Below are 23,225 nucleotides of genomic sequence, written 5' to 3'. Positions count from 1 at the left end.
CTGCGGCGTGATTTGAAGTTTTCTTTCGGCGCCGCTGCTCAGGGTTGGTCGCGCGATGCCACGCGCTGCTCGGAGACGCCATTGGCATTGCCACCCAGGGCGATCGAAAGCTGCACCGTGTCGAGGTGACGTGCGGTCTGTGCCTGGATATGGCCGATCAAGGCACGCTGGTAAGCACGCTCGGCGTCCAGCACTTGCAGCACGCCGATCTCGCCCACCCGATAACCCTGCTGATTCAATTTCAAACTGGCCTCGGCAGCGCTCAAGGCGCGCTCCTGTGCTGCGTATTCCTCGGTGTCGTGGTTGATCGCCTGCAGCACATCCGCCACCTGGCCCAGCGAGGTGATGACGGTTTGCTGGTAGCCCGCGAGCGATGCCTTATAGCCGTCCACGGCACCGCGACGGTTTGCCTTCAAGGTGCCGCCGTCGAAGATCGGCCCGGCCAGCGCGCCTGCAATGCCAAACAGGGTTCCGATGCCAGGGCCCGCCTGGGTCAGCGACGCGGACAGGGTCAGATGCGGATACATATCCGCCGTGGCCACGCCGATCTCGGCGCTGGCCGCATGCAATTGCGCCTCGGCCTCGAGGATGTCCGGGCGCTCGCGTGCGAGCTCCGAAGGCAGCGTCACGGGCAGGTTTTCCGGCAGCGCGAAATCGCCGAGGTCAAAATCCGGTGCGGTCCATTCGCCCGGGCTCTTGCCGACCAGGATCGCCAAGGCATGCCGCGCGACATCCCGCTGCTGCGCCAGCGGCGGCAGCAGGGTTTCATCCTGCGCCAGCTGCGTGGTCGCCAGCGCGATATCCACTTGCGTGGCCGTGCCGTATTCGTGCGCCTTGCGCACCAGATCCAGGTTCTTCTGGTCATCGGCAATCAACACCTGCACCGCCTTGATCTGTGCACGGGCGGAAGCGAGCGCAATCGCTTCGCTGGCCACATCGCCCGTCACGGTGAGGTAGGCCGCATCGAAGCGATGCTTCTCCAACTCGGCGAGGGCGGTGCGCTCTTCGACCTTGCGTTTGGTGCCGCCGAAAAGGTCGAAATCGAAACTCACTTGCGGTCCGACGGCGTAGAAATTGGACGTGCCGACACCCGCACCGTTGCTGCCCTTCTGGCGGCCGCCCGTGGCGCCAAATCCCACTTGCGGACTCAAGGCGCCAGCAGTGGCAGTCACCGCTTCATTCGCTTGCGCGATGGTGGCGTCGGCGGCCTGCAGGTCGAAATTGCCGGCGATGGCTTTGCGCATCACCTCATCGAGCTTGGCCGAGCCGAGTGTCGACCACCAATCGCCCTGCGTTTTATTGCCAAGCTCGACGTGCGCCGCGCCTGCCGCCGAATGGCTGCCGTCGAGCGCCTGTTCGGCCTGTGCGTCGTAGTGCTCGGTGGTCGGTGCCGCCGGTCTTTCAAAGTTGGGCCCCACCATGCACGCGGACAAAAGCGCGGGCGCGGCGGCGGCAAGCAGGAGCGTTCGGACAAAGCTTCCCAACGCGGTTGTACTCATCGGTTTCATGGTGCGACTCCAGAATGTCAGTTGCCGGAACGCGGCTTACGCAGGAACAGGGCCAGCGGACTGACGATCAGCATGGCTATCATCAAGAGCTTGAACTGGCCGATCACCGCGACTACGGCCGCCTGACCGGTCACCAGTTCATTCATCATCGCGAGCGCCTGGCCCGTCAGCGGACCGGTGCGGTACGGCCTCAAGTTGTTGGCGAGCGCCAGGTGCATGCTCTGTGTGTTGCAGTAAAAGTAGATCTGCACGATGGCGATGCCGATCGTGCTGCCGTACAGGCGCGACAGGTTGAAAAGCACGGTGCCTTCGGCGCGAAATTGCGGATCGAGCGTGCTGAAGGCGGCCCGGGTGAGCGCCGGCATCAGCATGCCCAGGCCTGCGCCTTGAATGGCGCCCGCCGCCGCCACCGGCCACCAGTCCATCAACGGCGAATAGCCCAGCATCCGCCAGTTGCCGTACACCACCAGCGCCAAGCCGCCGAGGATCAGCCAACGATTGTCAAAACGCGACGGTGCGCGCCAGGTCAGCAGCAAGGCCGTCACCAGGGCGACGCCGCGGGGAATGCTGAGGTAACCCGCTGTATCGGCCGGATAGCCCAGCAATTCCTCCAGCATCGGCGAGGTCAGCGCCAGCGTCGGCAGCAACACAAAGCCGAATGCAAAGAACATCACCGTCGCCACGCGGAAGTTGCGGTCCTTGAACAAGGCCTTCTGCAGGAAGTGATGGTCTTTAGTCAACACATGCACGATGTAGAGATAGAAGCCAAGCGCCGAAGCCATGGCCTCCACCCAGATCTCCGGCGACGCAAACCATTCCAGTCGTTCGCCGCGATCGAGCATCATCTGCAGACCGGCGATGCCCAAGGAAAACGTCACCAGCCCGAAGAAGTCGAAGTGCTCAAGCTTGTGCAGCTTCTTTTCCTTCAGGTACACACTCATCGCCAGCGCGATAAACGCGACCATCGGCAGGCTGAAGTAGAAGATCGCGTGCCAACCGACATATTCGCCCAGCCAGCCGCCGATCGCCGGTCCACTTAATATGCCCAGCAAGGCAATCACGCTCCAGGCCATGCCGATGCGGCCATGGCGCAAAGGCGGCAGTTCATGCAGCAGGATCGCCATCGACAGCGGCGCCAATGTGCCACTCGCCGCGCCCTGCAGAATACGCGCGGAGACGAACTGCAACGGCGTCGTCGCCAGCGTGTCGAGGATCAGCGCGAGGCTGAACAGGGCCAGCGAGACCAGGAACACCCTCTTCCTGCCGTAGCGGCCAGCCAGCCAATGCGTCAACGGCATCACGATGGCGCTTGCAGCGATATACGAAGAGAACACCCAGCCGATCTCGTCGTCCGTCATCGACAGGCCGCCCTGCACATGCAGTACCGCCGCATTCGGGATCGAGATGTTCACCGCCTGCATGTATGTCGCCAGCAACGCAGCGGCGACCAGGCTCCAATGCGCCCGCACTTCGCTGTTGTGGTCTTGCGCCGTGTTCACTGCCCTGCTCCGCCCGCGTGATGGGTCGCCTCGCGCGTGTCGACCTGCGCGGTGACGCTCATGCCCGAGTACAGCGGCCAGTTCGGATCGATCGCGTCCAACTCCAGGCGCACCGGCAGGCGCTGCACCACTTTCACCCAGTTGCCAGTGGCGTTTTCCGGCGGCAGCAGCGCGAATTCCGAGCCGGTGCCGGGACTCATGCTCACCACATGCGCCTTGAAGCCATGCCCGGGATAGGTATCGACATCGATGGTGGCTGCCTGGCCCGGCCGCATATGGGTCAGGCCGGTTTCGCGAAAATTCGCTTCGATCCACACGTGCCGGCTCGACATCATCGAGAACACGGTGGCGCCGCTGCTGACGAAATCGCCTACCTGCAGATCATCCACCTTGGTGACCACGCCATCGTCCGGCGCCATCACGCGGGTATAGGAAAGGTCGAGTCGCGCGCGATCAAGCTGAGCCCGCGCTTCGCGTACGGTCGGATGGCGATCGACGTCGATATTGGGATCGCCGTTCAAGCCAGCGACGGTGTTGGCGACATCCTGCTGCGCCGATGCAATGTGCTGACGCGATACTTGCATATCGGTTTCAGCACGTTCGTAGGAAGCGCGCGAGGCGAAATCCGAGGCGAGCAACTCCTTCTTGCGCGCGTATTCGCGGCCGTCGAAATCCGCCGACGCCTTGGCCGATTCGAGATCGGCCAACTGCCGGCGATACGTCGCCTTGAGCGCTTCCACCTGCAAACGCGCGCTGTTGAGTCGAGCCTCGGCCTGCTCCACCGCAATGCGATAAGGCTCGGGATCGATCTCGAACAACAACTGACCGGCTTTGACCGGCTGGTTGTCGATCACCGCCACCTTCACCACCTGGCCGGGAATGCGGGCATTGATGGAGACCTTGGCGGCGCGCACGAAGGCATCGTCGGTCGCGATATCGCGCGCTCCATACAGGTATCTGGCGCCGCCGCCGACCAACAGGAGCAGCGGCAACGCTGCCATCAAAGGCCAGCGCAGCCGCTCTTTCAGGCTTCGGCGGGCCGTCTCGGCAGTGCCTGAGCCCAGGCCATCGCTGGTTTCATCAAATTGCTTACGCATGACAGATTCCTGTTGACTGGACACGGCGGCTGACCTTCGCGCAGTGCCTGTTGAATTTTGTACTGATCAGGATAATAATCCCGCTACAGACGAGAGGTCAAGTTTTGTATGCGATCAGGAACAAAAATAGAGAAGACCGAGAAAAGACCCCGCGGGCGGCCCCGCGCTTACGAGCCCGAAACGGCGCTGCGGCAGGCCGCCGAAGCGTTCTGGAAGACGGGCTACTCGGGCACGTCGCTGGACGACATCTCCGCCGCGACGGGCATGAACCGCCCCAGCCTTCGTGCCGCGTTTGGCGACAAGCACGACATCTACGTCAAGGCGCTGAACGACTACTGGGAACGCAAGTTCGAGCTGATGCACAAGGCCTTCGCCAGCGGCGGCAGCCTGGCCGAGACCTTGATGAAGGTGTACGACGCCGCGCTGTCGATCTATTTCTCCGGCGATGACCAGGTGCTGGGATGCTTCGTGGTGGGCACGGCGATTTCCGAGGCGCCAGGCGATCCGCAGATCCAGAAGCTGGCGGCGGATGGCTTTCGCAAGCTCGATGCGGATTTCGAAGCACGCTTCAAACTCGCGCGCAGCACGGGCGAGTTGAAGCCCGATGCCGATCCCAAGGCGCTCGCCCTGCTCGCTTCGGCCACCATGCACTCGCTGGCCGTGCGCGCACGCTCCGGCAGCTCCAAAACGGAGCTGCGCAAGCTGGCGCAGAAGGCCGTCAGCGTGATGTGCGAGTGACGGGCTGCTCGTGAGCAAGGAACTACCCGACCTCCTGGCCGACCGGCTCAAGGTGGTGTTCTGCGGCATCAACCCGGGCGTGACGGCGGCCACGGCCGGCCACCATTTCGTGAGCGGCAGCAACCGCTTCTGGCGCGTGCTTCATCTTGCCGGTTTTACGCCCGAGCAGATTGCGCCCGCACAGGATCGCTGCATCCTGTGCCATGGCTATGGCCTGACGACCGTGGTGACGCGGGCGACGGCAGCCGCCGATGAGTTGTCGCCCGGCGAATTCACCGCGGCCGCCGCGGCGTTCAAGCGCAGGATCGCTCGCTACGCGCCGCGTTTTGTGGCCTTTCTTGGCAAGGCGGCGTATGCGGGGCTTTCCGGCCAGCGCGAGCTTGCCTGGGGAAAACAAGCTGACACCCTCGAAGGCGCGGTGGTGTGGATACTGCCCAATCCCAGCGGCCGCAACCGCGCCTTCAGCCTCGACGCCCTGGTCGATGCCTACCGCGAGCTCTACCTGGAGATGGTGGCGACCACGGCGCACAGCAGCCCAACGGAGAGCTAGCGTGGGTCAAAAGAAATCCGCGTCGATCATCTGGCCAGGCAAGCGCTTATCGCGCGCTTTCTTCCAACGCCCCGCCACGACGCTGGCGCCGCGGCTGCTCAATAAAGTGTTGGCGTCCACCGATGGCCGGGCGGGACGCATCGTGGAAGTGGAAGCCTATCTCGGCGCCATCGATCCGGCGGCGCATACCTACCGTGGAAAAACACCGCGCAACGCCGTAATGTTCGGGCCGCCAGGGCATATGTATGTCTACTTCACCTATGGCATGCATTGGTGCAGCAATTGCGTCAGCGGTCCGGCGGGGAGCGGATGCGGCGTGCTTATCCGCGCGCTGGAACCCATACACGGCCTCGCGCAAATGCGTGCAGCGCGCCCCAACACCATGCTCGATCGCGACTTATGCCGTGGGCCCGCCCGCCTCACGCAGGCGATGGGTATCGCCGGCTCCCAAAACGGTATCGATCTGGTCGAAGCGCTCGAAGGCTTCGCCATCGTCGACGACGGCATGGCGCCGCCCAAGGATCCGCTGGTGAGTCTGCGCATTGGTATCAGCGTGGGCAAGGAACATCCATGGCGCTGGAGCGTGCGCGGCAGCCCTTATGTATCCGGCTCCTCGGCGCAGCGCGGTTGACGCAGCCCGCGTGTTAACAGCGAACCCACGCAGATTGCATCCCGGCTAACACAGGGCCGCGTAGTATCGGCCTGCGCTTCAACCATAAGCCCTCCAGGCGCCGCATGTCTTGGCAGACGCTTCGGTAAGCGCAACGGGGCAGTGTCCTGAAGTTTTTTCTAGGACCCACTGCCCCTCTTTCATGCACGGCGTGGACATGAGTCACTTTCCAGGCAGGGCACTCGTCATGGACGCTGCAACGTCTCGATGTGTCGCCCGCCACTGCGCCAACGGGAAGGCGTGGATATGCTGGTCCTTGCCGCTGTAATAGAGCGTGGAAAGATCAGGCGTAAGCCTTGCCTCGATGCCCGACGGACCCAGCGGCTGCGGCGTACTCCAGCCCTGCGGCGTGGCGGCGCTGATAAATAGCGCGCTGCCGCTTGCTGTCGCCGGTGACCGCGATGAGCTGAACACAATGAAGGACTGATCAGGCGCGAGCGCCGGGTCATAGTCGCCCGCAGTCCCGTCGCTGAAACTCACGGGACTCGGCGACTGATACTGACCGTGCTGCCAGCGGCTGAGATACAGCCGGAACTTGCCGCTGCTGGGATCGGGCTTCATGAAATACAGAGTGCCGTCGGCCGCCACGGCCGGCGAGAAGATCGCATTGCCGTCGTTGATGGTGTCCGGCAATCGCCGTGGCACGCCCCAACCTTGCGCCGTTCGATCCACCCGCCACAGGTTGCCGCCGCGTCCCGGTCTGGGCTTGCCCATGAAGTAGCCGTCCAACGCCGCACCGTCGCTGTGCGCCGGCCGGTTGGATGCAAACACCATGTACGAGCCATCCGGCGCCATCGCGGGCTCCAGATCCATCCACGATGCAGAAAACGGCGCGAGTGACGCCTGCGTCCAACCTGTTGTTGCGCGATCGGCGACATAGAGGTGCCGCTCCGCGCCCTGCCCGCGGGAGAACACCACCGATCGCCCATCCGGCGCGAATGCGGGCGAGGCATCGTCGGCCTGTTGCCAGGGATCGGTGGCATGAGCGGTCGCAGCGACCAGCAGAGCAGCCAGCAAGAACGAAGTGCGCATGATGTTTGGCCGTCGGGAGATTGGCCAAGGCTACGGGCGATATCGGTGGACGGTCCAAGCATCTGTGTCGACCGGCCTCGCCAAGGTGACCAGCGGCACATGTCGCATGGCGAGCGGTTTCCGGCGCTGATGCGCGTCGCGTAGCTTGTTGGCTGGACGCCTGCTATTTCATGGCCGCATCGACGATCGCCATATCCTCTTGCGTGGTGGCGCCGCCGCTGACGCCCAGGCCGGCGATCACTTGCCCGTTCTCGGTGATCGGCACGCCTCCGCCCATCGCAGTAAAGCGTCCACCGGCCAGCGTAAGCAGCGGAAAAAGATCCTGTCCCGGCTGCACCAGCGGGAGAAGATCGACGGTGCGCACCTTGATGAGCGCCGAGGTATACGCTTTGCGTTCGGAAATCTCGACCGAGAAAAGCGGCGCATCATTCATGCGATGCTGAAGAATCAAGTTGCCATGCACATCCATCACGGACACCGCCACCGGCACCTTGGCCCGCGCCGCCTCCGCTTCCACGCGTTCCGCCAGGGCCTTGGCTTTCGCAAGCAAATCCATGAGTCGCTCCGTTCGAAAACAGTCATTGGCCGAGCTGGCCGATGTAATAAGCAAGGCGTTCTTCCACATCGCCAGGCTTGTGGAAGCCCTTCGCCATCAGCGCCTTGATGCTCTGCTGCGCGCGCTCGCGGCCAATCGAGGCCATGCATGCGTCCCACCCGGCGCCAATCTCCACCTCCGGCGGCAGCTGGGTATTGACCAGGCGCTTGGTGTTGGCCAGCGCCCACTTGTCAAAGCGCGAGATACGCAGGGCGAGCGCTTCCACGAAATCGTCGAGTTCGGCATCGGGCAAGGCGCGATTGACATAGCCGTACGCGGCCGCCTGATCGCCGCCGAGGTCTTCCGAGCTCAGCAACACCTCCAATGCGCGATTGCGTCCGATCAGTTGCGGCAAGCGCGCCATCGGCCCACCGCCCGCCACCAGACCCACGCCCGCCTCCCACTGCGAGATGACGGTCTTTTCGCGACTGGCAAAACTCATATCGCAGGCGAGCGTGAGTTCGCTGCCGTTGCCCGTCGCGCGACCGCGTATGAGGGCAATCGACGCCACGGGTGCGTGCGTGAGGCGTACCAGCACATCCGGCCATGGCGGCAACCCGGTGGGGCCGTTCGGCATGCTGGTCAGGTCCTCGAAACGAGCGTTGAAATCGGAGTGGTTGAGGAAATAGCCGTCTACGGCACTGTCGAATACCACGACCCGCACTTGCTCATCGCCTTCGATGGCCGCGATGGCCTGTTGAAAGTCGCGCACCATGGGCGGGCCCATGACATTGATCGGCGGATTATCGATGGTGACGCGCCAATAGGCAGGCGTACGCCGCGTGATGCGAAGTTGCGCGGAAGGCTTGCTGTCGTTCATGGCGGCTCCTGTCGCGGGCATTGGCGAAGGGGGCTGCCAGTGTCACGCCAGCTATGGCGACAGACCACCACACTTTGGTATCGGCACGACCACGGTATGGAATGCACCGCGTTTCTTTGCGATGGGCCAATACACGTTGAACGACACCTTGGTGCAATGGCATGCACCCGGTTGTCTGCCTAGCATCGCTTCTAGATGCATCGATCGCTGTGCTTTTTTGTAGGAGCGCACTTGTGCGCGACAGCCTTTCGCGAGGGCATCCGGGACCGTGGTACAGCGCAACGCTGCGGTCGCGCACAAGGTGCGCTCCTACAAGGTCCGGGTGAAACCGGTTGTCTGCCTGGCATCGCCTCACAGCGCATCAAGCGGCGATTCTGTGGGAGCGCACCCTGTACGCGACAGCCTTTCGCGAGGACGTCCAGGACTGTGGTAGATCGAAGCGCTGCGCGAGCGCACGTAGGGTGCGCTCCGACAAGAAGCGCGGCGCGCGGCGCCGCCAAGGAGTCATGCATGAGCCTGGCGCAGGAGCACAACCAAGCCGCCACCGAAGCACCCAGCCCGCTCCCCTTCGACATGAAGATCGAGATCGTGGTCATCCCGGTCTCGGATGTGGACCACGCGAAACGCTTCTACGGCGCGCTGGGCTGGCGGCTCGACCTGGACTTCCGCAAGGGCGACGACTATCGGGTGATCCAGTTCACGCCGCCGGGCTCAGGGTGCTCGATCATCTTCGGCAAAAACGTCACGACGGCGGCGCCGGGCTCAGCGCGGGACCATTACCTCATCGTGGCCGACCTCAAGCTGGCACGCGAGGCATTGATACGCCGCGGTGTAGAAGTGAGCCAACCTTTCCATGATGCCGGCGGCGTGTTTCACCATGCGGACGATCAATGCGTGGTCCGTGGCCTCAACCCGACGCGACAAAGCTACGCCAGCTTCGCCTCGTTCAAGGATCCCGATGGCAACAGCTGGCTGTTGCAGGAGATCACCGCGCGCTTGTCCGCCGATCTGCAGCTGGGCGACACACGCTTCACCAGCCAGGTGCTGCAGGCCATCCACGGCGGCTAGCGCACCCGCTTCCCTGACCGTCTCCGGCTAGTCGTCCATGACGGCCATCGGCACCAGCAGTCCCCGCTTTAGCGTGCTCAGTGCAACGCGCGTATGGAAGCGGCGCACGTTCGCGTTCTCGGCAATCAGTCGTTGCATCGACGCCTCGAAGTCATCCACGTCGCGCGCGATCACGATCAGCACGTAGTCTCCCGCGCCCGTGACGTACCACGCCTCCTGGATGAACGACTGGGCGGTGATCCACTGCTTGAGGCTCGCCAGCAATTCCGGACGTTCGCGCTCCACTTCCACGTCGACGATCATGGTCAATGGATGGCCGACACTCATCGGATCGACCACCGCCACTTCCGCCGTGATGATGCGCTCGTCGCGCATGCGCGCCATGCGGCGCTGTACGGCCGAAGCCGACAGTCCGACATCCGCGCCGATCAATTCGGCCGGGCGGCGCGCGTCCTTTTGCACAATCGCCAGGATGCGTCGGTCGATCTTGTCCAGCGGCGTGGCCATGGGCGCGAAACCTCCGTAAAGCGGGGAAAAATCCTGCCTTGCCTTGCACAATCGCGGTCTGGCCGCGCGAGCGAACCCTAGCATAGCTCGCACCGTCCACCACGCAGAGTGCGTTCGCCCCATGAGGCTCCTGTATCAATCCCACTCGCCCTACGCGCGAAAAGTGCTGGTTGCCGCTCACGAGATCGGCCTTGCCGGCCGTCTCGAAGTGATCCATCACGAAACCAGCCCGACCTTGCGCAACAGCGAGGTGTTTGCACTCAATCCGCTGGGCAAGGTCCCCGTGCTGATCTGCGACGACGACACCGTGCTGTTCGATTCCAGTGTGATCTGCGAATACCTGGATGGCCTGCACGAAGGCCGCAGACTTTTTCCTGCGGAGCCACGGCTACGCTTCATGGCGCTGCGCCATCAGGCCATGGCAATGGGTATCGCCGACGCCGGCATCGCAGTGCGCTGGGAAACGACGCGCCGGCCTGAAGCCTACCGCTGGGCGCCGCTGCGGGACGGTCATCTGCAAAAAATCGAAGCCGCCGTCGATTTCCTCGAAGCCCACATCGGCCACGGGCACGCCGTCGATATCGGTGATATCGCGCTGGCGACGGCACTCAGTTGGATCGAGTTCCGCCAGATCCTTGCCTTCCGGGACGGACGGCCGCGGCTGGCAGCGTGGTACGAACGCATCAGCGAACGTCCATCGATGCTGGCCACCCTCTTCGCGGGCGACACGGTCGACGCCGCGCCAAACGCTGATTCAACCACCGGAGGCTCGCATGCGCTGGCCATGGCGTGACCTGCTTTTTCTGCATGGCCATATCGTTGAACCATTGCCGACGCCCGCTGCCGAGGCCGAGGAAAGCTCCGCCAAGTCTGGCGAGACAGAGCAACCAGCGACCCCAAGCTTCGGACAACGCAGCCTGGCGGCGTTCCGCCTCTGCCTGGGCATCGGCGATGGCGCCGTCCGCACGCAGTGAACCGGCAAGTGAAACTTGCCTAAAGCCGCCACGGCACGGACCGGATGGCTCCGCATCGCTGCGGAGCCACGCCGTGCTCAATTCCGGTGATTGGACACCTTGGGCGTCGCGATGAAGCCGTGACGCTTGCCCGCGGTATCGAAGTACTCACCCGCGACTACGCCGAAATTATTGATCGCCGTGACGATCGTCGCTGCCGCGCCGGGCAGGTCGAGTGTCTGGAACTTGCCCTTGGTTTCCACGAAGCCGTGGATCGCGCCCGTGGACTCGGTGTAGTAGCCCGCGATCACACCGTTGTCGGTGATGCCGAACGCCACCGTGCTCGCTGCGCCCGGCACATCGACGTTGGAAATCTTTCCGTTCGCGCTGCGGTAGTAGCCGTGCGTCACTGCCGGATCGTTGTCCCAGTAGCCGACGATCTCGCCGCTGCCATTGATGCCCAGCGGATAGGTGTCGCGCGCGCCGGGGACGTCGATCGGCGTATCCCAGCCAAAACCGCGGCGCAGGATGCCGTGATAAATGCCGTCGGCATCCCAGTACACTCCTGCGATGGCGCCGAATTCATTGAGGCCGTCCACGTTCGAATTGAGATGACCGGGAAAATCGACCGTGACCGTGCGGTTGCCGAGGATCACAAAACCGTGCTGGCGCCCCGCTGCATCCGTGTAACCGCCAAACGGGGAGCCAAGATCGGTGGGACCGCCGGCGGCACTGAAGTAGGTGCCCATCAACGATGGGTCCAGCGGCTCGAAATGGCCGTGGCGATAGGCCATGGCGTGCGAGGTGCCGCCATTGACGGCGTATTGCCCGGCCAGTTCGCCGAAATCGTTGATGCCCCAGAAGATCGTCAATGACGAGCCCGGTACATCCAGCGTTTGATAGCTGTAGGTCACGGGCTGGTTGTTGGACGACGCTGCGGCAGCATGGGCATCCGCCATCGCGGCGGTGGAGAAACCGGCCAAGGCAATTGCCAGCAGGCCAGCGGCCCTTGTGAGAACGCCGTGCGTAGAGCGATGATTCCACATGATTTCATTCCTCTGTAGGGTGCGACGGGCGATGGCCTTCCCAGGGTGTGCAGCCGTTCCGAATCACGCCATCTCTCCTTACAGCGCAAAACGGGAGCGGTTTGCGACACGCCGGCCCATCGCTTCGGTTCTCCCCTGCGCATGACCACCGAGTCGCCCATCACCGAAGTGCTCGCGCGCGCCGCCCACGGTGACGCGGGCGCACTCGACACGCTGATTCCCAAGATCTACGCCACGCTGCATCGCCTCGCCCGCCACCAGCGCGCACGCGAAGCGGCGCACACGCTGGAAACCACGGCGCTGGTCCACGAGGCCTATCTGAAGCTGGTTACCCAGGATGCCGTTACGTTCACCGACCGCGCGCATCTGTATGCGTACATGAGTCAGGTGATGCGCCATATCCTGATCGACCATGCGCGGCGCAAGAAGGCGCAGAAGCGGCAAGCGCCCGATATGACCGCGGGCCAGGACTCGCCGGACATCATCGACGTACTGGCCATCGACGAAGCACTGACCCGGCTGGCAGCGACCGATGAGCGGCTGGCTCGCGTGGCGGAGCTGCGCTTGTTCGCCGACCTGTCCAGCCCTGACATCGCCGAGGTACTGGGCGTCAACACGCGCACCATCGAACGGGATTGGCTGAAGGCACGGACCTTCCTCAGCGCCTGTCTGATGCACGGGCCGAGCTGATGTCGGTACTCGCGAGGTAAATACGCTATAGAGGTAGGTTGCCGAACCGGAACATACGCTGCCGATGATTTCCGCCTTTTCCCAACGCTGGCACGAGATCGAACCGCTGATCGACCGGCTGTTCGACGTACCCGTCGCCGAACGCACCCAATGGCTGCATCAGCATTGCGCGGACGACACGCTGCGGGTGTTGGTTGTGCAGGCGCTGGACAATGCATCGGGTATCGAGGCACTGGAGCGCGGCATGTCGCAATGGCTGCCCGCGCTGGTCGACGAGGCCGCGCAGGCGCTGCCGGCCATCGCCGGCTATCGCGTGCTTCGCTTTGTGGGCGCCGGCGGCATGGCCAGCGTGTTCGAAGCCGAACGCGAACTGCCCGGCGGCCCGCAGCGGGTCGCCCTCAAGCTGTTGCGCATCGATGTGCATGATGCCGACGAGCGGCGCCGATTCCTGCGCGAGCAGCGCATCCTGGCCCGGCTGCAACATCCGCATATTGCTCAATTGCTCGATGCGGGATTTTCACCCACGGGCACGCCCTTCCTCGCCCTCGAATACGTGGCTGGCGACAACCTGGTCGCCCATGCCGAACGCATGCGCTTGTCGCGGCGCGAGCGCCTCGCGCTGTTTATCGATGTCTGTGCTGCGGTGGAACATGCGCACCGCGCCCTGATCGTGCACCGCGACCTGAAACCCAGCAACGTGCTGGTGGGCGTGGATGGCGGCATCAAGCTGGTCGATTTCGGCATCGCCAAGCTGCTCACCGGCGACGGTGAGCGCACGCGCACGGAGGCACGGCGTCTTACGCGTTCCTATGCGGCGCCCGAGCAGTTTGCCGGCGATGTGGCCACCACGGCGATTGACGTCTACGCGCTGGGCATCCTGCTTGCCGAGTTGCTCGCCGGGCAAGCGCCACGCAGGGCCGGCGAGCAAGGCATCGACGATGAGACTAGGCGTCGAACGCTGGGCATCGACCTGCATGCCATCGTGCTGCAGGCGACGCGCCCCGACCCCACGAGGCGCTACGCAAGCGTGGCGGCCCTCAGCGACGATATCCAGCGCTACCTGGACGGCAAGCCGCTGCAGGCGCGTGCGGATACGCTGAGCTATCGCTTCGTCATGTTCACCCGCCGGCACACCCTGGCCGTGTCGCTCAGTGCGGTGATTGCCGTGCTGCTCGCCACGGCCACGGCTGTCGGCGTGTATGAAGCAGGCGTGGCAAGTCGCGCTGCCCATGCAGCGCGCGCGCAGGCGATGGCCGCCGAGAGCGAAGCGCAGCGTGCAGGCGCACTCAAATCGTTTCTGGAAGGTCTGTTCGACAGCTCGTCGCATGGCACCGAGGCGAACGAGACCGCACAGGAACTGCTGGCACGCGGACGCGAGCGCGCCGATCGCGACTTTGCCATGCAGCCGGCCTTGCGCGCGGAGATCATCGCCCTGGTCGGCGATCTCGAACGCCGCAGCGGCCATCCGGAGCGCGCCTGGCTGCCGCTGCAGGAGGCGGCTGCTCTCGCCAACATGCAGTTTGGCCCCACCGATCCGCGCACGTTGCATGTCGAATACCTGCTGGCCAAGGAAGCTGACGAACTGGGACGGGTGCGCGACGCCACGGCAAGACTGCAGCATGCCATCGATGCGTTCGAGCAAGGCTCCCATCGCGATTCCACCGAAGAAGTGCTCGCACTGGCGTGGCTGGCCGGCCTGGATGAGCGCATCGGCGAATCCGCCAAGGCCATCGCGGTGGGCGACAAGGCACTTGTCCTGGCACGCCGCACGCTTCCCGTCGACAGCAATGCCTTGACCGAGGCGGTGATGAATCTGGGCTGGATCCAGATGGACGCCGGCCGTGCCGACAGTGCTGCGCCTCTGCTGCGCGAAGCGCTGGCCCGCAAACGCAGCCATCTTGGTGCCGGCCACGCCGAAGTGGCCGATGCGATGGCCATCCTGACCTCGGATCTGGTCAAGCAAGGTCGCTATGCCGAGGGTGAACAGGTGATGCGCGACGCGCTCGACATCGACGCCCACGCCTATACGCACGCCAATGCACACACGGCCTGGCACCTCAACGACCTGGCCAATGTGCTGGCCTACGAGGGCAAATTCGACCAGGCCGGCGTGTTCTACGCCAAGTCATTGGCGATCGATCAGGCACTGGCACCGGCGGGTGCCCTCAACGAAGCAATCAGCATCGGCAATCTGGCAAGGCTGCAATTTGCGCAGGGCGCGTATGCCGCGGCCGAAACCGGGCTCAGGGAGTCGATCAACCGCAAACAAGTATTGCTGGGTGCGGACTATGCCGATAACGGCCGCAGCTATGACAGGGCCGGCCTCGCGCAGGTGCTGATTGCGCGCAAGCGCCTGGACGAGGCCCAGCTCACCATCGACAGCGCGCTGTTGGAAGCGCGGCAACGACATCGTGATGCACACCCCGACATCGCGTTCGCGCTTACCGTCGAAGCCGAACTGATGGCGGCGCAAGGTGCTCAAGAGCGCGCGGCTGTAGTAGCGGAAGAAGCGGCTGCCATGTATGCCAAGCTGGACGACCGGCATTCGGAAAAGTCCATACGCGCGAGCCTGCTGCTCGGCGATACCCTGCATGCGCTGGGCCGCAATCACGAAGCCGCCGCGCAACTGGGCAAGTCGCTGGATGCCGCCCAGGCCATCACGCCGCGGGCAACGGCACTGATCGCTTTGATCGATGCGCATCTGGCCCGTGTCGATGACTCGCTGAATCAGCACGTCGCGAGTGAGCAGCGAAGCGCCGAGGCGACGACGCTATTGGCCGAGCTTGAAGCGGGTCCCAACAGCGACCGCGACTCAGCGGCACGACTGATTGCGAGTATCAAGGCCACGCCACGCACTCAATGAGAGGCTTGGTCGTCACCCTGCCCGGTGCGGTGAAACAAGGCTCGTATCCTGCCGATTCGCCCAGCGGTTCAACCAGGCGCACAGCACCAGTAGTACGGCAGTGACGAAGAACACGTCGCGCAATCCTACCCACGCACCGATCTGACCGCCGATCAGCGGCCCGATCACTTGACCCGCGAATTGCGCGGACTGCAGATAGCCCAGCGTCTTGCCGGTCTTGCGGTCTTCGACCAGGGCGCGCACACCCTTGGCCACCGCGGGCAGCATGCCGGCCATCGACATGCCCATCAAGCCGCGCAGCACGGCCAGCTGCCACCACTGCGTCACAAAGGCTTGCGGCACCATCAGCAAGGCCGTGACCAGCAGACATCCGATGATGACCTTGTTGCTGCCGACACGATCGGCGATGGCGCCTAGCCGCGCCGAGGTGAGCATGCTGCCGAAAGCGGATGAGGCCATCACGATGCCGGCCATGCGCGCGAGATGATCGTGCGGCACGCCGAGCTGAGCGATATAGACCGTGATGATGGGCTCGATCGACATATTGGCGAGCAACACCATCATGGCGGTCACCAACAGCGTCACGATCAGCCCCTTGTGCGCCATGCCCGTGGCGTCGTCGCTGTTGCCGAGCGGTGCGCGGGTATCCCGTTCGTGGTCGAAATCTTCCCGCACGAAAAAGATCGTGGCCAAGGCCGCCACGCCGATCACGCCGCCACCCACGAAGAACGTGCCGCGAATACCGACGAGATCCGGCAGGAAGCCGCCAACCAGCGGTCCGATCAGGCTGCCGGAAAGCGCACCAATCGACAGCACGCCCAGCGCCCAACCCGAACGCTCGCGCGGCGCCTGCGTGCCTACCATCACGGTGGCCGCCGACGCGTAGCCGCCCACCAGACCCGCCACCAGACGCAACAGCACAAGTTGCATGACCGTATGCGCCGTGCCGATCAGCGACATGACCACCGCCATGCCGATCGCCGCACGTACCAGCATGGGCTTGCGGCCGTAGCGATCCGCCAGGTGGCCCCATAGCGGCGCGGTCAGCGCGGTGCCCAGAAATGTCGCGCCAAAGGCGATGCCCGACCATTGCACGATCTCGGACGGCGTGCGGGCGCCCAGCTGCTCCACGTACAGCGGCAGGAACGGCAACAACATGCTCAGGCTCACCAGGGTGGTGAACGACCCAAACACCGCAATGGCAAGGTTGCGCTTCCAGAACAGCTCATTGCGTTGGGCGTAGCTGGTGGTAGCGCGGTTCAATTCGACGGAAGGCGGGGATGCAACGATCTGGGCAGACATGCGTTCACTTCGACTTTCGTGGCTTCGGCGACGGGGCGCAGACGTTCCGCGATGGCGCGATCGCTCGCGCCATCGCGACAGTTATTTCTTTTCCGCGGCGCGTTGCGCGCGGAACTCGGCGGCGGGCAATCCACCCCAGCCCCAGTTTTCCATCTCGACTTCATCGATGACGACGAAGGTCGAATCCAGCGGCTTGTGCAGCACATCGAGCAGCAGCTGGCTGACACCTTTGATCAGCAGCGCCTTCTCTTCGGCGGTCACTGCGCTGCGACCCGGCGCAGAGCCCTCGCGGGTCACCTTGATGTTCACGATAGGCATGGTCTTCTCCTTGAAGTAATGCGGGGTGGAGCCAGTTCCACCCCGCCACAACAGCAGGGGTGGACGTTTGCCCACCCCTCGTGACGACTTAGTGACCGGCAGCCTGGCCACCGTCGACGTGCAGGATCTCGCCAGTGACGAAGCCGGCGTTGTCGAGGTAGATCACCGCGTCGGTGATATCGGAGATCTCGCCCATGCGGCCCACCGGGTGCAGGCCCGCCAGCGCGCCATGCGTTTCCACGCCGTGCATCGGGGTCTTGATCACGCCCGGCGCCACCGCGTTCACGCGGATGCCGCGCTTGGCGTACTCAATGGCCAGCGAACGCGTGGCGGCGTTCAAACCACCCTTGGTGAGCGAAGCGAGCACCGACGGCACGCCGTCGATGGCGTGATCGACCAGGCTGGTGGTGATGCTGACGATGTGGCCGCTGCGCTGCTTCTCCATCTCCGCAATGGCGAACTGCGTGATGTGGAAGAAGCCGTTGAGATTGACCGAGATATTGTCGGCGTAGTCTTGCTCGGTGAACGCGGTGAAGGGCTTGGCGGTGAAGATGCCGGCGTTGTTGACCAGCGTGTCGATGCGACCGAAATGCTTGATCGCCTCCTCAACGACGCGCTTGGCCACGGCGCGGTCGCCGATATCGCCGGCCACCGTGATCACGTCCGGATCGCTGGACGGCTTGATCGAACGCGAGTTGGCGACCACGCGATAGTTGCGATCGCGGAACGCCTTGACCAGGCCTGCGCCGATGCCCTGCGACGCACCAGTGATGACGGCGACTTTCTGCTGATTGCTCATGAGATTTGACTCCAAAAAAGGGGATGGGGATTTCAGTTCAAGACTGATCGGCTGCGTTTGCCGACATCCACAATTTAGGAGTCCGACGTGCGTTGGAGAATTCCTGCTACTCGGCAGACACTCTTCCGCGTGGCGGTTGAATCGGCGCTTCCGGCGGGGACGCCGCGTCCTTGGCCAGGCAGGCGAAGCGTGCGCGCAGGCGCGGCAGGGCAAAGTCGACGAAGGCCCTCACCTTGGGTACGGCAAGGCGCCCATACGGCGACACGATGTTGACCGGAAACGGCGCCGGCTCCTCATCGGCCAGCAGCACCTGCAATTTGCCCTGCTTGATTTCGGGCGCCACGTGGTACGACAACAAGCGCGTGACGCCGTAGCCATCGACCGCCGATTCAACCGCCGCGCGGATATTGTTGACCACCAGCCGCGCCGTGAACGACACCGAACGGGACACGGACGAGCCCTCCAGCGGCGGAAAACTCCACGAATCCATGCCCATGTTTTCCATCGCGATGATCTGTTGCTTGCCCAGATCGGCGATGCCCGCAATGCGAGGATGCGTGGCCAGATAGCGCGGCGACGCCACGATCACGCGACGCACCTCGCCGATGGGATGCGCCACCAGGGTGGAGTCGGACAGATGGGTGATGCGCAGGGCCAGGTCCATGCCTTCCTCCACCAGGTTGACCGGTCGCTCGAGCAGATGGAGGCGCACATTCACGGTGGGGAATTCATCCATGAAGGCATCGACGATGGGGCGCAGGATCTCCACGCCCGAAAAGACCGTGGCGGAAATCGTCAGCGTGCCGCGCGGCACCGAGCGTTCGCCGGCTGCATTGCGATCGGCTTCCTCAAGATCCGCCAGCAGCTTGCGGCAGGCGATGGCGTAGCGCTCGCCCGCTTCGCTCAATTTGATTGAGCGCGTGGTCCGGTGCAGCAAGGGCACGCCCACGTGGTCTTCGAGAAACGCGATGGCGCGACTCACGGCAGCCGCCGAGCGGCCGGTCTTGCGGCTCGCACCGGCGAGGCTGCCCTCGTCCAGCGCGGCGACGAAAACCTTCATGGCATCGATACGATCCATAGGACGAGCCTTGCCTGTCAGCGCGAAAACCGGGGTCGGGAAAGTGTCCTACAAATGCTCGGCTCACGCATCGAACCATTCAACTCAACCCGTGGCTTGCCGCCATTCGCCGATCAAGACCTGCATCAGCGAGCGCGTGGACATCGCGCGCGCCAATGGCGCCCCCTGCCCGGCCCAGTGCGCGCCATAGCCCGCCTCACCGGCGGCGCGGCCTGCAGCATTGATCGCCTTGCCTGCGTCATAGGCGATCGGATAGTCGGGTACGTCGGCGTTGGGCACGCTCGCGCCCAGCCGGGTGAACAGGCTCGCCAGGCTGCGCGCCGGCCGACCGGAGACGGCGCGCGTCATCACGGTGGCGTAGGCGGCATCGCTGGCCAGCGCCTTGCGATAGCCGGCATCGGCGAGGGATTCGTCGGTGGAGACAAACGCGGTACCCAGTTGCGCCGCGGCGGCGCCCAGCTTGAGCACAGCGGCGATGCCCGCGCCATCCATGATGCCTCCGGCGGCAATCACGGGAATGCGCACGTTTTCCACCAGCAAGCGGGTCAGGGCCAATATGCCCAGCTGGCTGTCTTCACCATCGGGATCGAACATCCCGCGATGGCCGCCTGCTTCATAACCTTGCGCAATCACCGCATCGATGCCGGCGGCTTCGATGGCTTTGGCTTCGCGTACATCGGTGGCGGAGGCCATCAAATAAATGCCCGCGCCGCGCAGCGCCTTGATCTGCTCCGCCGTGGGCAGACCAAAATGAAAGCTCACCACGGCCGGTCGTTCCTCCACCAGCATGGCGAGCATGTCGTTATCGACCAGGAAGGATGTGTAGATTTCGCCCAGCGATGATGGCGGCGTCGCTCCGAAGCGCTGGAACTCCGGCGCGAGCCGCGCAATCCACGCCGACTGCTTCGCGGCGTCCGCATGCGCCGGCCGATGCACGAACAGGTTCACATTGAGTGGGCCCTTGCTCAATTGGCGAAACGCGTGAATTGCTTCGCGCGCCTTGCTTGCCGTCATGGCGCCCACGCCCAGCGAACCCAGGCCGCCGCTCTCGCTCACCGCTGCCGCCATGGCCGGCGACGATATGCCGGCCATGGGGGCCTGGATGATAGGCACGCTGATGCCGATCGCACGGAGCAATGATGAAGACGCGGCATTCGCCATGACGGGCCACTCCAGGCTCTTTGGGGACACATGCGACTTTACGCGCCCCGCCCATCACCTCGAAACCATCAGAGCCGGCAGTCAGTCTTCCATCGTGCGGAAGAATCGCCGCGCGCCGCTTCAGGCCTTGGCCACGCCGTAGCGCGACGCGGGCTGCGAATGCGACAGGTTGGGCATCAGCTTCTGTCGTGCGTCTTCATAGGCGCCCCAGTCACCTGCATCGGGCAAGGCCGGCACAGTGAACACTTCACCCTGGTCGAGGCCCGCCAGCGCCGCGTCCACCATATCGGCAGCCGACATCACCCATGCCGGCGGCAGATTGCTGACCGGATGGCCGAGCACGTCCCAGAACTCCGTCGCGGTCGCGCCCGGCAACACGGCCTGCACACGCACGCCCTTGTCCGCCAGCTCGTGCTGCAGGGAGCGGGTGAAGGCAAGCACATAGGCCTTGCTGCCGCCGTACACGCCGTTAAGCAGTTCCGGTGCCACTGCCACGATCGAGGCGATGTTGATCACCGTGCCATTGCCGCGTTCCACCAGGCCCGGCACCGCCGCATAGGTCAGGCGCGTAAGCGCGTTGACGTTGAGCGAAATCATCTCGGACATGCGCGCCACATCCGACTGCAGCAGCGGCGTGGCGGCGCCGAAGCCGGCGTTGTTGACCAGCACGGTGATGCTGCGATCGGTGCGCAGCAAGTCTTCCACCTTGGCCAGATCGGCCGGCTCGCTGAGGTCGGCCGGGAAGACCTGCACGGAGCGGCCAGTCGCGTCGGTGAGGCGGCGTGCCAGCTCGGTGAGGCGCTCGCGATTGCGCGCCACCAGGATCAGGTCATGGCCGCGGCGTGCGAGGCGCTCCGCGTAAATGGCACCAATGCCCGAGGAAGCGCCGGTGATCAGGGCCGTGCCCTTGGTTTGCGTCGTCATATCGATACTCCACAGCGTCCGGCGGAATGCCGGCGTCTGGAGAACGTTGTATGCTCACCGTCATAAGACTTAAATGTCGTATATGCCACCTTTTAGGCCATAGCGAGGCCGAGCCATGCAAGTTATTGGTTTTGTGATGTTTCCTCAGTTCCAGGCGATGAGCCTGGCGGCGGCTTCAGCCTTCGAATTCGCCAATATCGAGTTGGGCGAGACGGTTTATGACGTGCGCTTCCTGTCCGAAACCGGCGCGACCATCCGCAGTTCGTTCGGCATGACCACGCATAGCGAGCCGTTTTCAGCGCAGCCGATGGATACCTTGCTGATCTGCGGCGGCGTGGGCGTGCCCGAATCCACGCCCGCCCTGCTGGACTTCATCCGTGAGGCGCCCGCCCGCACCCGGCGCATCGCTGCGATCTGCACGGGAGCATTTCTGCTGGCCGAAACCGGCCTGCTGGACGGACGCCGCGCCACCACGCATTGGCTGCTCGCGCGCGACCTGACGGAACGCTTTCCCAAGGTGCAGGTGGAAGAAGACCGCATCTTCATCATCGACGGGCCGATCTGGACCTCGGCCGGCATGAGCGCCGGCATCGACCTGGCGTTGGCCATGGTGGAGAAAGATCTGGGCGCCGAGGTGGCGCGCCAGGTCGCGCGCAAACTGGTGCTGTATCACCGGCGCGCAGGCGGGCAGTCGCAGTTCTCCACCCTGCTGGAGCTGGAACCCAAGTCCGACCGCATCCAGAGCGCACTGACTTACGCCAAAAGCCATCTGCAATCGGCACTCTCCGTGGACGAACTCGCGGCGGCGGCCAACCTCAGCGCCCGCCAGTTCAGCCGCGCGTTTCGCGCGGAAACCGGGCAATCGCCGGCGAAGGCGGTGGAGCATCTGCGCCTCGAAGCGGCGCGATTGATGATGGAGCAGACGCGCCATCCAGTCGAAGTGGTGGCGCGTGAAGTGGGCTTCGCCGATCGCGAACGCATGCGCCGCGCGTTTCTGCGCGCGTTTGGCCAGCCGCCACAGGCGATCCGACGACAGGCAGCGCCGCAAGAACTCGATGAGCTGACGACGGCCTAGGTAGCGCGGCTATGGTCGCGTGCGTGCATGCGGCCGTAAGCCCCGGGCGGTGCGCCATAGCGCGTCTTGAATGCCCGGGTGAATGCCGCTTCCGACGCATAACCCGCCAGCTCCGCCGCCCTGCCCGCCGACAAGGTGCCGGCACGCAGCGATTGCGCGGCCACCGCAAGCCGCACGCCGTTGATCCAGTCCATCGGCGTCATGCCGCTGATCTCGCTGAAGTGCCGCGCAAAGCTGGCGCGCGAGACGTGGGCCAGCGCCGCCAGGCTCTGCAGTGTCCACGCCTGCGCCGGATCCTTCAGCACCGCGTCCACCACGTTGGCCAGCCGCGGATGGGTCAGCAAGCCGAGTATGCCCAGCTGCAGTTGTCCACTCGCCGTCATGCTGCGCAGGATCAGCGTAAACATCGCACCGGTGACCATCTCGATCACGGCGCTGCCGCCCGGCAGCGGGCGCCCTGCTTCATCGCGCAAGACCTGAATCAGAGCCAGCAGCGCATCGCGACGGTCGGTGCGCACATGCAGCACCTTGGGCAGGCCTGTCCATAAGGCGTCCGTCGCACCGGACAGCTCGAACTGGCCGCACAACATGTCCAGCGCAGGGCCCTCGCCGCCATGTTCGATCAAGGTGACGCGTCCCTGCGGACGGCGGCGGTTTTCCAGCTCAGGCCGACTACCATCGGCGCCAGCCAAGGCGCTGCGCAGGATGTGTGCGTCGCCATAGGGAAAAAGCAGCACGTCGCCCGGCGCCAGCGCCGTGGTCTTGCCGTCGATCTCCAGTTCGGCGCGGCCATCCAGGATTACGTGGTAGGGCAAATGGTTCGGCGGCAATGGCGGGTGATCGAGCGTCCACTCCCCAGCAAAGTGGCATTGCAGCTCCACCGAGCCGGTGGGTGCAATGGCATGGACCAGGCGATCGAGACCATCCATCGG

General features: G+C 64.3%; 24 protein-coding genes. 9 read left to right on the top strand and 15 right to left on the bottom strand.

The window, feature by feature from the left end:
• Nucleotides 1–38: 38 nt before the first annotated feature.
• The 3 genes from AC1DMY_RS04240 to AC1DMY_RS04230 are packed head-to-tail and all read right to left on the bottom strand — an operon-like array spanning nucleotide 39 to nucleotide 4,104.
• Nucleotides 39–1,508 carry an efflux transporter outer membrane subunit gene (locus tag AC1DMY_RS04240; RefSeq protein ID WP_477163748.1) on the bottom strand — a complete coding sequence of 490 codons (1,470 nt, stop codon included), beginning with the start codon at nucleotides 1,506–1,508 and terminating at the stop codon, nucleotides 39–41.
• Between the two features lie 17 nt (nucleotides 1,509–1,525).
• Nucleotides 1,526–3,007, bottom strand: a complete 1,482-nt coding sequence (locus tag AC1DMY_RS04235; RefSeq protein ID WP_477163747.1) for a DHA2 family efflux MFS transporter permease subunit — start codon at nucleotides 3,005–3,007, stop codon at nucleotides 1,526–1,528.
• A complete protein-coding gene (locus AC1DMY_RS04230; protein ID WP_477163746.1) occupies nucleotides 3,004–4,104 on the bottom strand; it encodes an HlyD family secretion protein in 1,101 nt (366 codons plus the stop codon). Before AC1DMY_RS04230 ends, AC1DMY_RS04235 begins: the two co-directional genes overlap by 4 nt.
• A gap of 108 nt (nucleotides 4,105–4,212) precedes the next feature.
• Here AC1DMY_RS04230 and AC1DMY_RS04225 point away from each other — a divergent pair, with 108 nt between their 5' ends.
• The 3 genes from AC1DMY_RS04225 to AC1DMY_RS04215 are packed head-to-tail and all read left to right on the top strand — an operon-like array spanning nucleotide 4,213 to nucleotide 6,023.
• Nucleotides 4,213–4,842, top strand: a complete 630-nt coding sequence (locus AC1DMY_RS04225) for a TetR/AcrR family transcriptional regulator (protein ID WP_477163745.1) — start codon at nucleotides 4,213–4,215, stop codon at nucleotides 4,840–4,842.
• A gap of 10 nt (nucleotides 4,843–4,852) precedes the next feature.
• Nucleotides 4,853–5,392 (top strand): G/U mismatch-specific DNA glycosylase, encoded by a 540-nt coding sequence (gene mug, locus AC1DMY_RS04220; protein ID WP_477163744.1) that lies wholly within the window; start codon nucleotides 4,853–4,855, stop codon nucleotides 5,390–5,392.
• A 1-nt stretch (nucleotide 5,393) separates the two neighbouring features.
• Nucleotides 5,394–6,023 (top strand): DNA-3-methyladenine glycosylase, encoded by a 630-nt coding sequence (locus AC1DMY_RS04215; protein WP_477163743.1) that lies wholly within the window; start codon nucleotides 5,394–5,396, stop codon nucleotides 6,021–6,023.
• Nucleotides 6,024–6,224: 201 nt separating this feature from the next.
• On the opposite strand, the gene AC1DMY_RS04210 is transcribed toward AC1DMY_RS04215, so the two are convergent.
• The 3 genes from AC1DMY_RS04210 to AC1DMY_RS04200 all read right to left on the bottom strand — a co-directional run bounded on the left by AC1DMY_RS04210 (nucleotide 6,225) and on the right by AC1DMY_RS04200 (nucleotide 8,509).
• A complete protein-coding gene (locus AC1DMY_RS04210; RefSeq protein ID WP_477163742.1) occupies nucleotides 6,225–7,094 on the bottom strand; it encodes a TolB family protein in 870 nt (289 codons plus the stop codon).
• 163 nt (nucleotides 7,095–7,257) lie between these two features.
• Entirely contained in the window at nucleotides 7,258–7,650 is a 393-nt protein-coding gene (locus AC1DMY_RS04205; protein WP_477163741.1) for a GlcG/HbpS family heme-binding protein, read from the bottom strand.
• Between the two features lie 22 nt (nucleotides 7,651–7,672).
• On the bottom strand, nucleotides 7,673–8,509 hold the full coding sequence (locus tag AC1DMY_RS04200; RefSeq protein ID WP_477163740.1) for an enoyl-CoA hydratase/isomerase family protein: 837 nt from the start codon (nucleotides 8,507–8,509) through the stop codon (nucleotides 7,673–7,675).
• A gap of 510 nt (nucleotides 8,510–9,019) precedes the next feature.
• On the opposite strand from AC1DMY_RS04200, the gene AC1DMY_RS04195 reads away from it, so the two are divergent.
• A complete protein-coding gene (locus tag AC1DMY_RS04195; RefSeq protein WP_477163739.1) occupies nucleotides 9,020–9,577 on the top strand; it encodes a VOC family protein in 558 nt (185 codons plus the stop codon).
• A gap of 27 nt (nucleotides 9,578–9,604) precedes the next feature.
• Here the strand turns inward: AC1DMY_RS04195 and AC1DMY_RS04190 are convergent, their stop codons facing one another.
• Nucleotides 9,605–10,084 carry an Lrp/AsnC family transcriptional regulator gene (locus AC1DMY_RS04190; protein WP_477163738.1) on the bottom strand — a complete coding sequence of 160 codons (480 nt, stop codon included), beginning with the start codon at nucleotides 10,082–10,084 and terminating at the stop codon, nucleotides 9,605–9,607.
• Between the two features lie 121 nt (nucleotides 10,085–10,205).
• On the opposite strand from AC1DMY_RS04190, the gene AC1DMY_RS04185 reads away from it, so the two are divergent.
• Nucleotides 10,206–10,877 carry a glutathione S-transferase family protein gene (locus AC1DMY_RS04185; protein WP_477164188.1) on the top strand — a complete coding sequence of 224 codons (672 nt, stop codon included), beginning with the start codon at nucleotides 10,206–10,208 and terminating at the stop codon, nucleotides 10,875–10,877.
• Nucleotides 10,858–11,058 carry a hypothetical protein gene (locus AC1DMY_RS04180; RefSeq protein WP_477163737.1) on the top strand — a complete coding sequence of 67 codons (201 nt, stop codon included), beginning with the start codon at nucleotides 10,858–10,860 and terminating at the stop codon, nucleotides 11,056–11,058. Before AC1DMY_RS04185 ends, AC1DMY_RS04180 begins: the two co-directional genes overlap by 20 nt.
• A 77-nt stretch (nucleotides 11,059–11,135) precedes the next feature.
• On the opposite strand, the gene AC1DMY_RS04175 is transcribed toward AC1DMY_RS04180, so the two are convergent.
• Nucleotides 11,136–12,083 carry a hypothetical protein gene (locus AC1DMY_RS04175; protein WP_477163736.1) on the bottom strand — a complete coding sequence of 316 codons (948 nt, stop codon included), beginning with the start codon at nucleotides 12,081–12,083 and terminating at the stop codon, nucleotides 11,136–11,138.
• A gap of 141 nt (nucleotides 12,084–12,224) precedes the next feature.
• On the opposite strand from AC1DMY_RS04175, the gene AC1DMY_RS04170 reads away from it, so the two are divergent.
• Nucleotides 12,225–12,773 carry an ECF-type sigma factor gene (locus AC1DMY_RS04170; RefSeq protein ID WP_477163735.1) on the top strand — a complete coding sequence of 183 codons (549 nt, stop codon included), beginning with the start codon at nucleotides 12,225–12,227 and terminating at the stop codon, nucleotides 12,771–12,773.
• Between the two features lie 64 nt (nucleotides 12,774–12,837).
• Entirely contained in the window at nucleotides 12,838–15,636 is a 2,799-nt protein-coding gene (locus AC1DMY_RS04165; RefSeq protein WP_477163734.1) for a protein kinase domain-containing protein, read from the top strand.
• Between the two features lie 12 nt (nucleotides 15,637–15,648).
• Here the strand turns inward: AC1DMY_RS04165 and AC1DMY_RS04160 are convergent, their stop codons facing one another.
• From AC1DMY_RS04160 to AC1DMY_RS04135, 6 genes are all read right to left on the bottom strand, one after another.
• Nucleotides 15,649–16,938, bottom strand: a complete 1,290-nt coding sequence (locus AC1DMY_RS04160; protein WP_477163733.1) for an MFS transporter — start codon at nucleotides 16,936–16,938, stop codon at nucleotides 15,649–15,651.
• Between the two features lie 81 nt (nucleotides 16,939–17,019).
• Nucleotides 17,020–17,256 (bottom strand): tautomerase family protein, encoded by a 237-nt coding sequence (locus AC1DMY_RS04155; RefSeq protein WP_046972535.1) that lies wholly within the window; start codon nucleotides 17,254–17,256, stop codon nucleotides 17,020–17,022.
• Between the two features lie 88 nt (nucleotides 17,257–17,344).
• Nucleotides 17,345–18,055: an SDR family oxidoreductase gene (locus AC1DMY_RS04150; RefSeq protein ID WP_121878977.1), complete on the bottom strand. Its 711-nt coding sequence runs from the start codon at nucleotides 18,053–18,055 to the stop codon at nucleotides 17,345–17,347.
• Between the two features lie 106 nt (nucleotides 18,056–18,161).
• A complete protein-coding gene (locus tag AC1DMY_RS04145) occupies nucleotides 18,162–19,133 on the bottom strand; it encodes a LysR family transcriptional regulator (RefSeq protein WP_477163732.1) in 972 nt (323 codons plus the stop codon).
• Nucleotides 19,134–19,217: 84 nt separating this feature from the next.
• Entirely contained in the window at nucleotides 19,218–20,294 is a 1,077-nt protein-coding gene (locus AC1DMY_RS04140; protein ID WP_477163731.1) for an NAD(P)H-dependent flavin oxidoreductase, read from the bottom strand.
• A gap of 120 nt (nucleotides 20,295–20,414) precedes the next feature.
• Nucleotides 20,415–21,218, bottom strand: a complete 804-nt coding sequence (locus AC1DMY_RS04135) for an SDR family NAD(P)-dependent oxidoreductase (RefSeq protein WP_477163730.1) — start codon at nucleotides 21,216–21,218, stop codon at nucleotides 20,415–20,417.
• A 115-nt stretch (nucleotides 21,219–21,333) separates the two neighbouring features.
• Between AC1DMY_RS04135 and AC1DMY_RS04130 the strand changes: the two genes are divergently transcribed.
• Entirely contained in the window at nucleotides 21,334–22,293 is a 960-nt protein-coding gene (locus tag AC1DMY_RS04130; protein ID WP_477163729.1) for a GlxA family transcriptional regulator, read from the top strand.
• On the opposite strand, the gene AC1DMY_RS04125 is transcribed toward AC1DMY_RS04130, so the two are convergent.
• Nucleotides 22,290–23,222 carry an AraC family transcriptional regulator gene (locus tag AC1DMY_RS04125; RefSeq protein ID WP_477163728.1) on the bottom strand — a complete coding sequence of 311 codons (933 nt, stop codon included), beginning with the start codon at nucleotides 23,220–23,222 and terminating at the stop codon, nucleotides 22,290–22,292. The two genes, AC1DMY_RS04130 and AC1DMY_RS04125, sit on opposite strands and share 4 nt — an antisense overlap.
• Nucleotides 23,223–23,225: the final 3 nt, after the last annotated feature.

This window comes from Dyella sp. 01L423 (assembly GCF_056399945.1).
The sequence above is the reverse complement of the archived record's forward strand: the minus strand, read 5'-3'. Positions and strand labels throughout refer to the sequence as shown.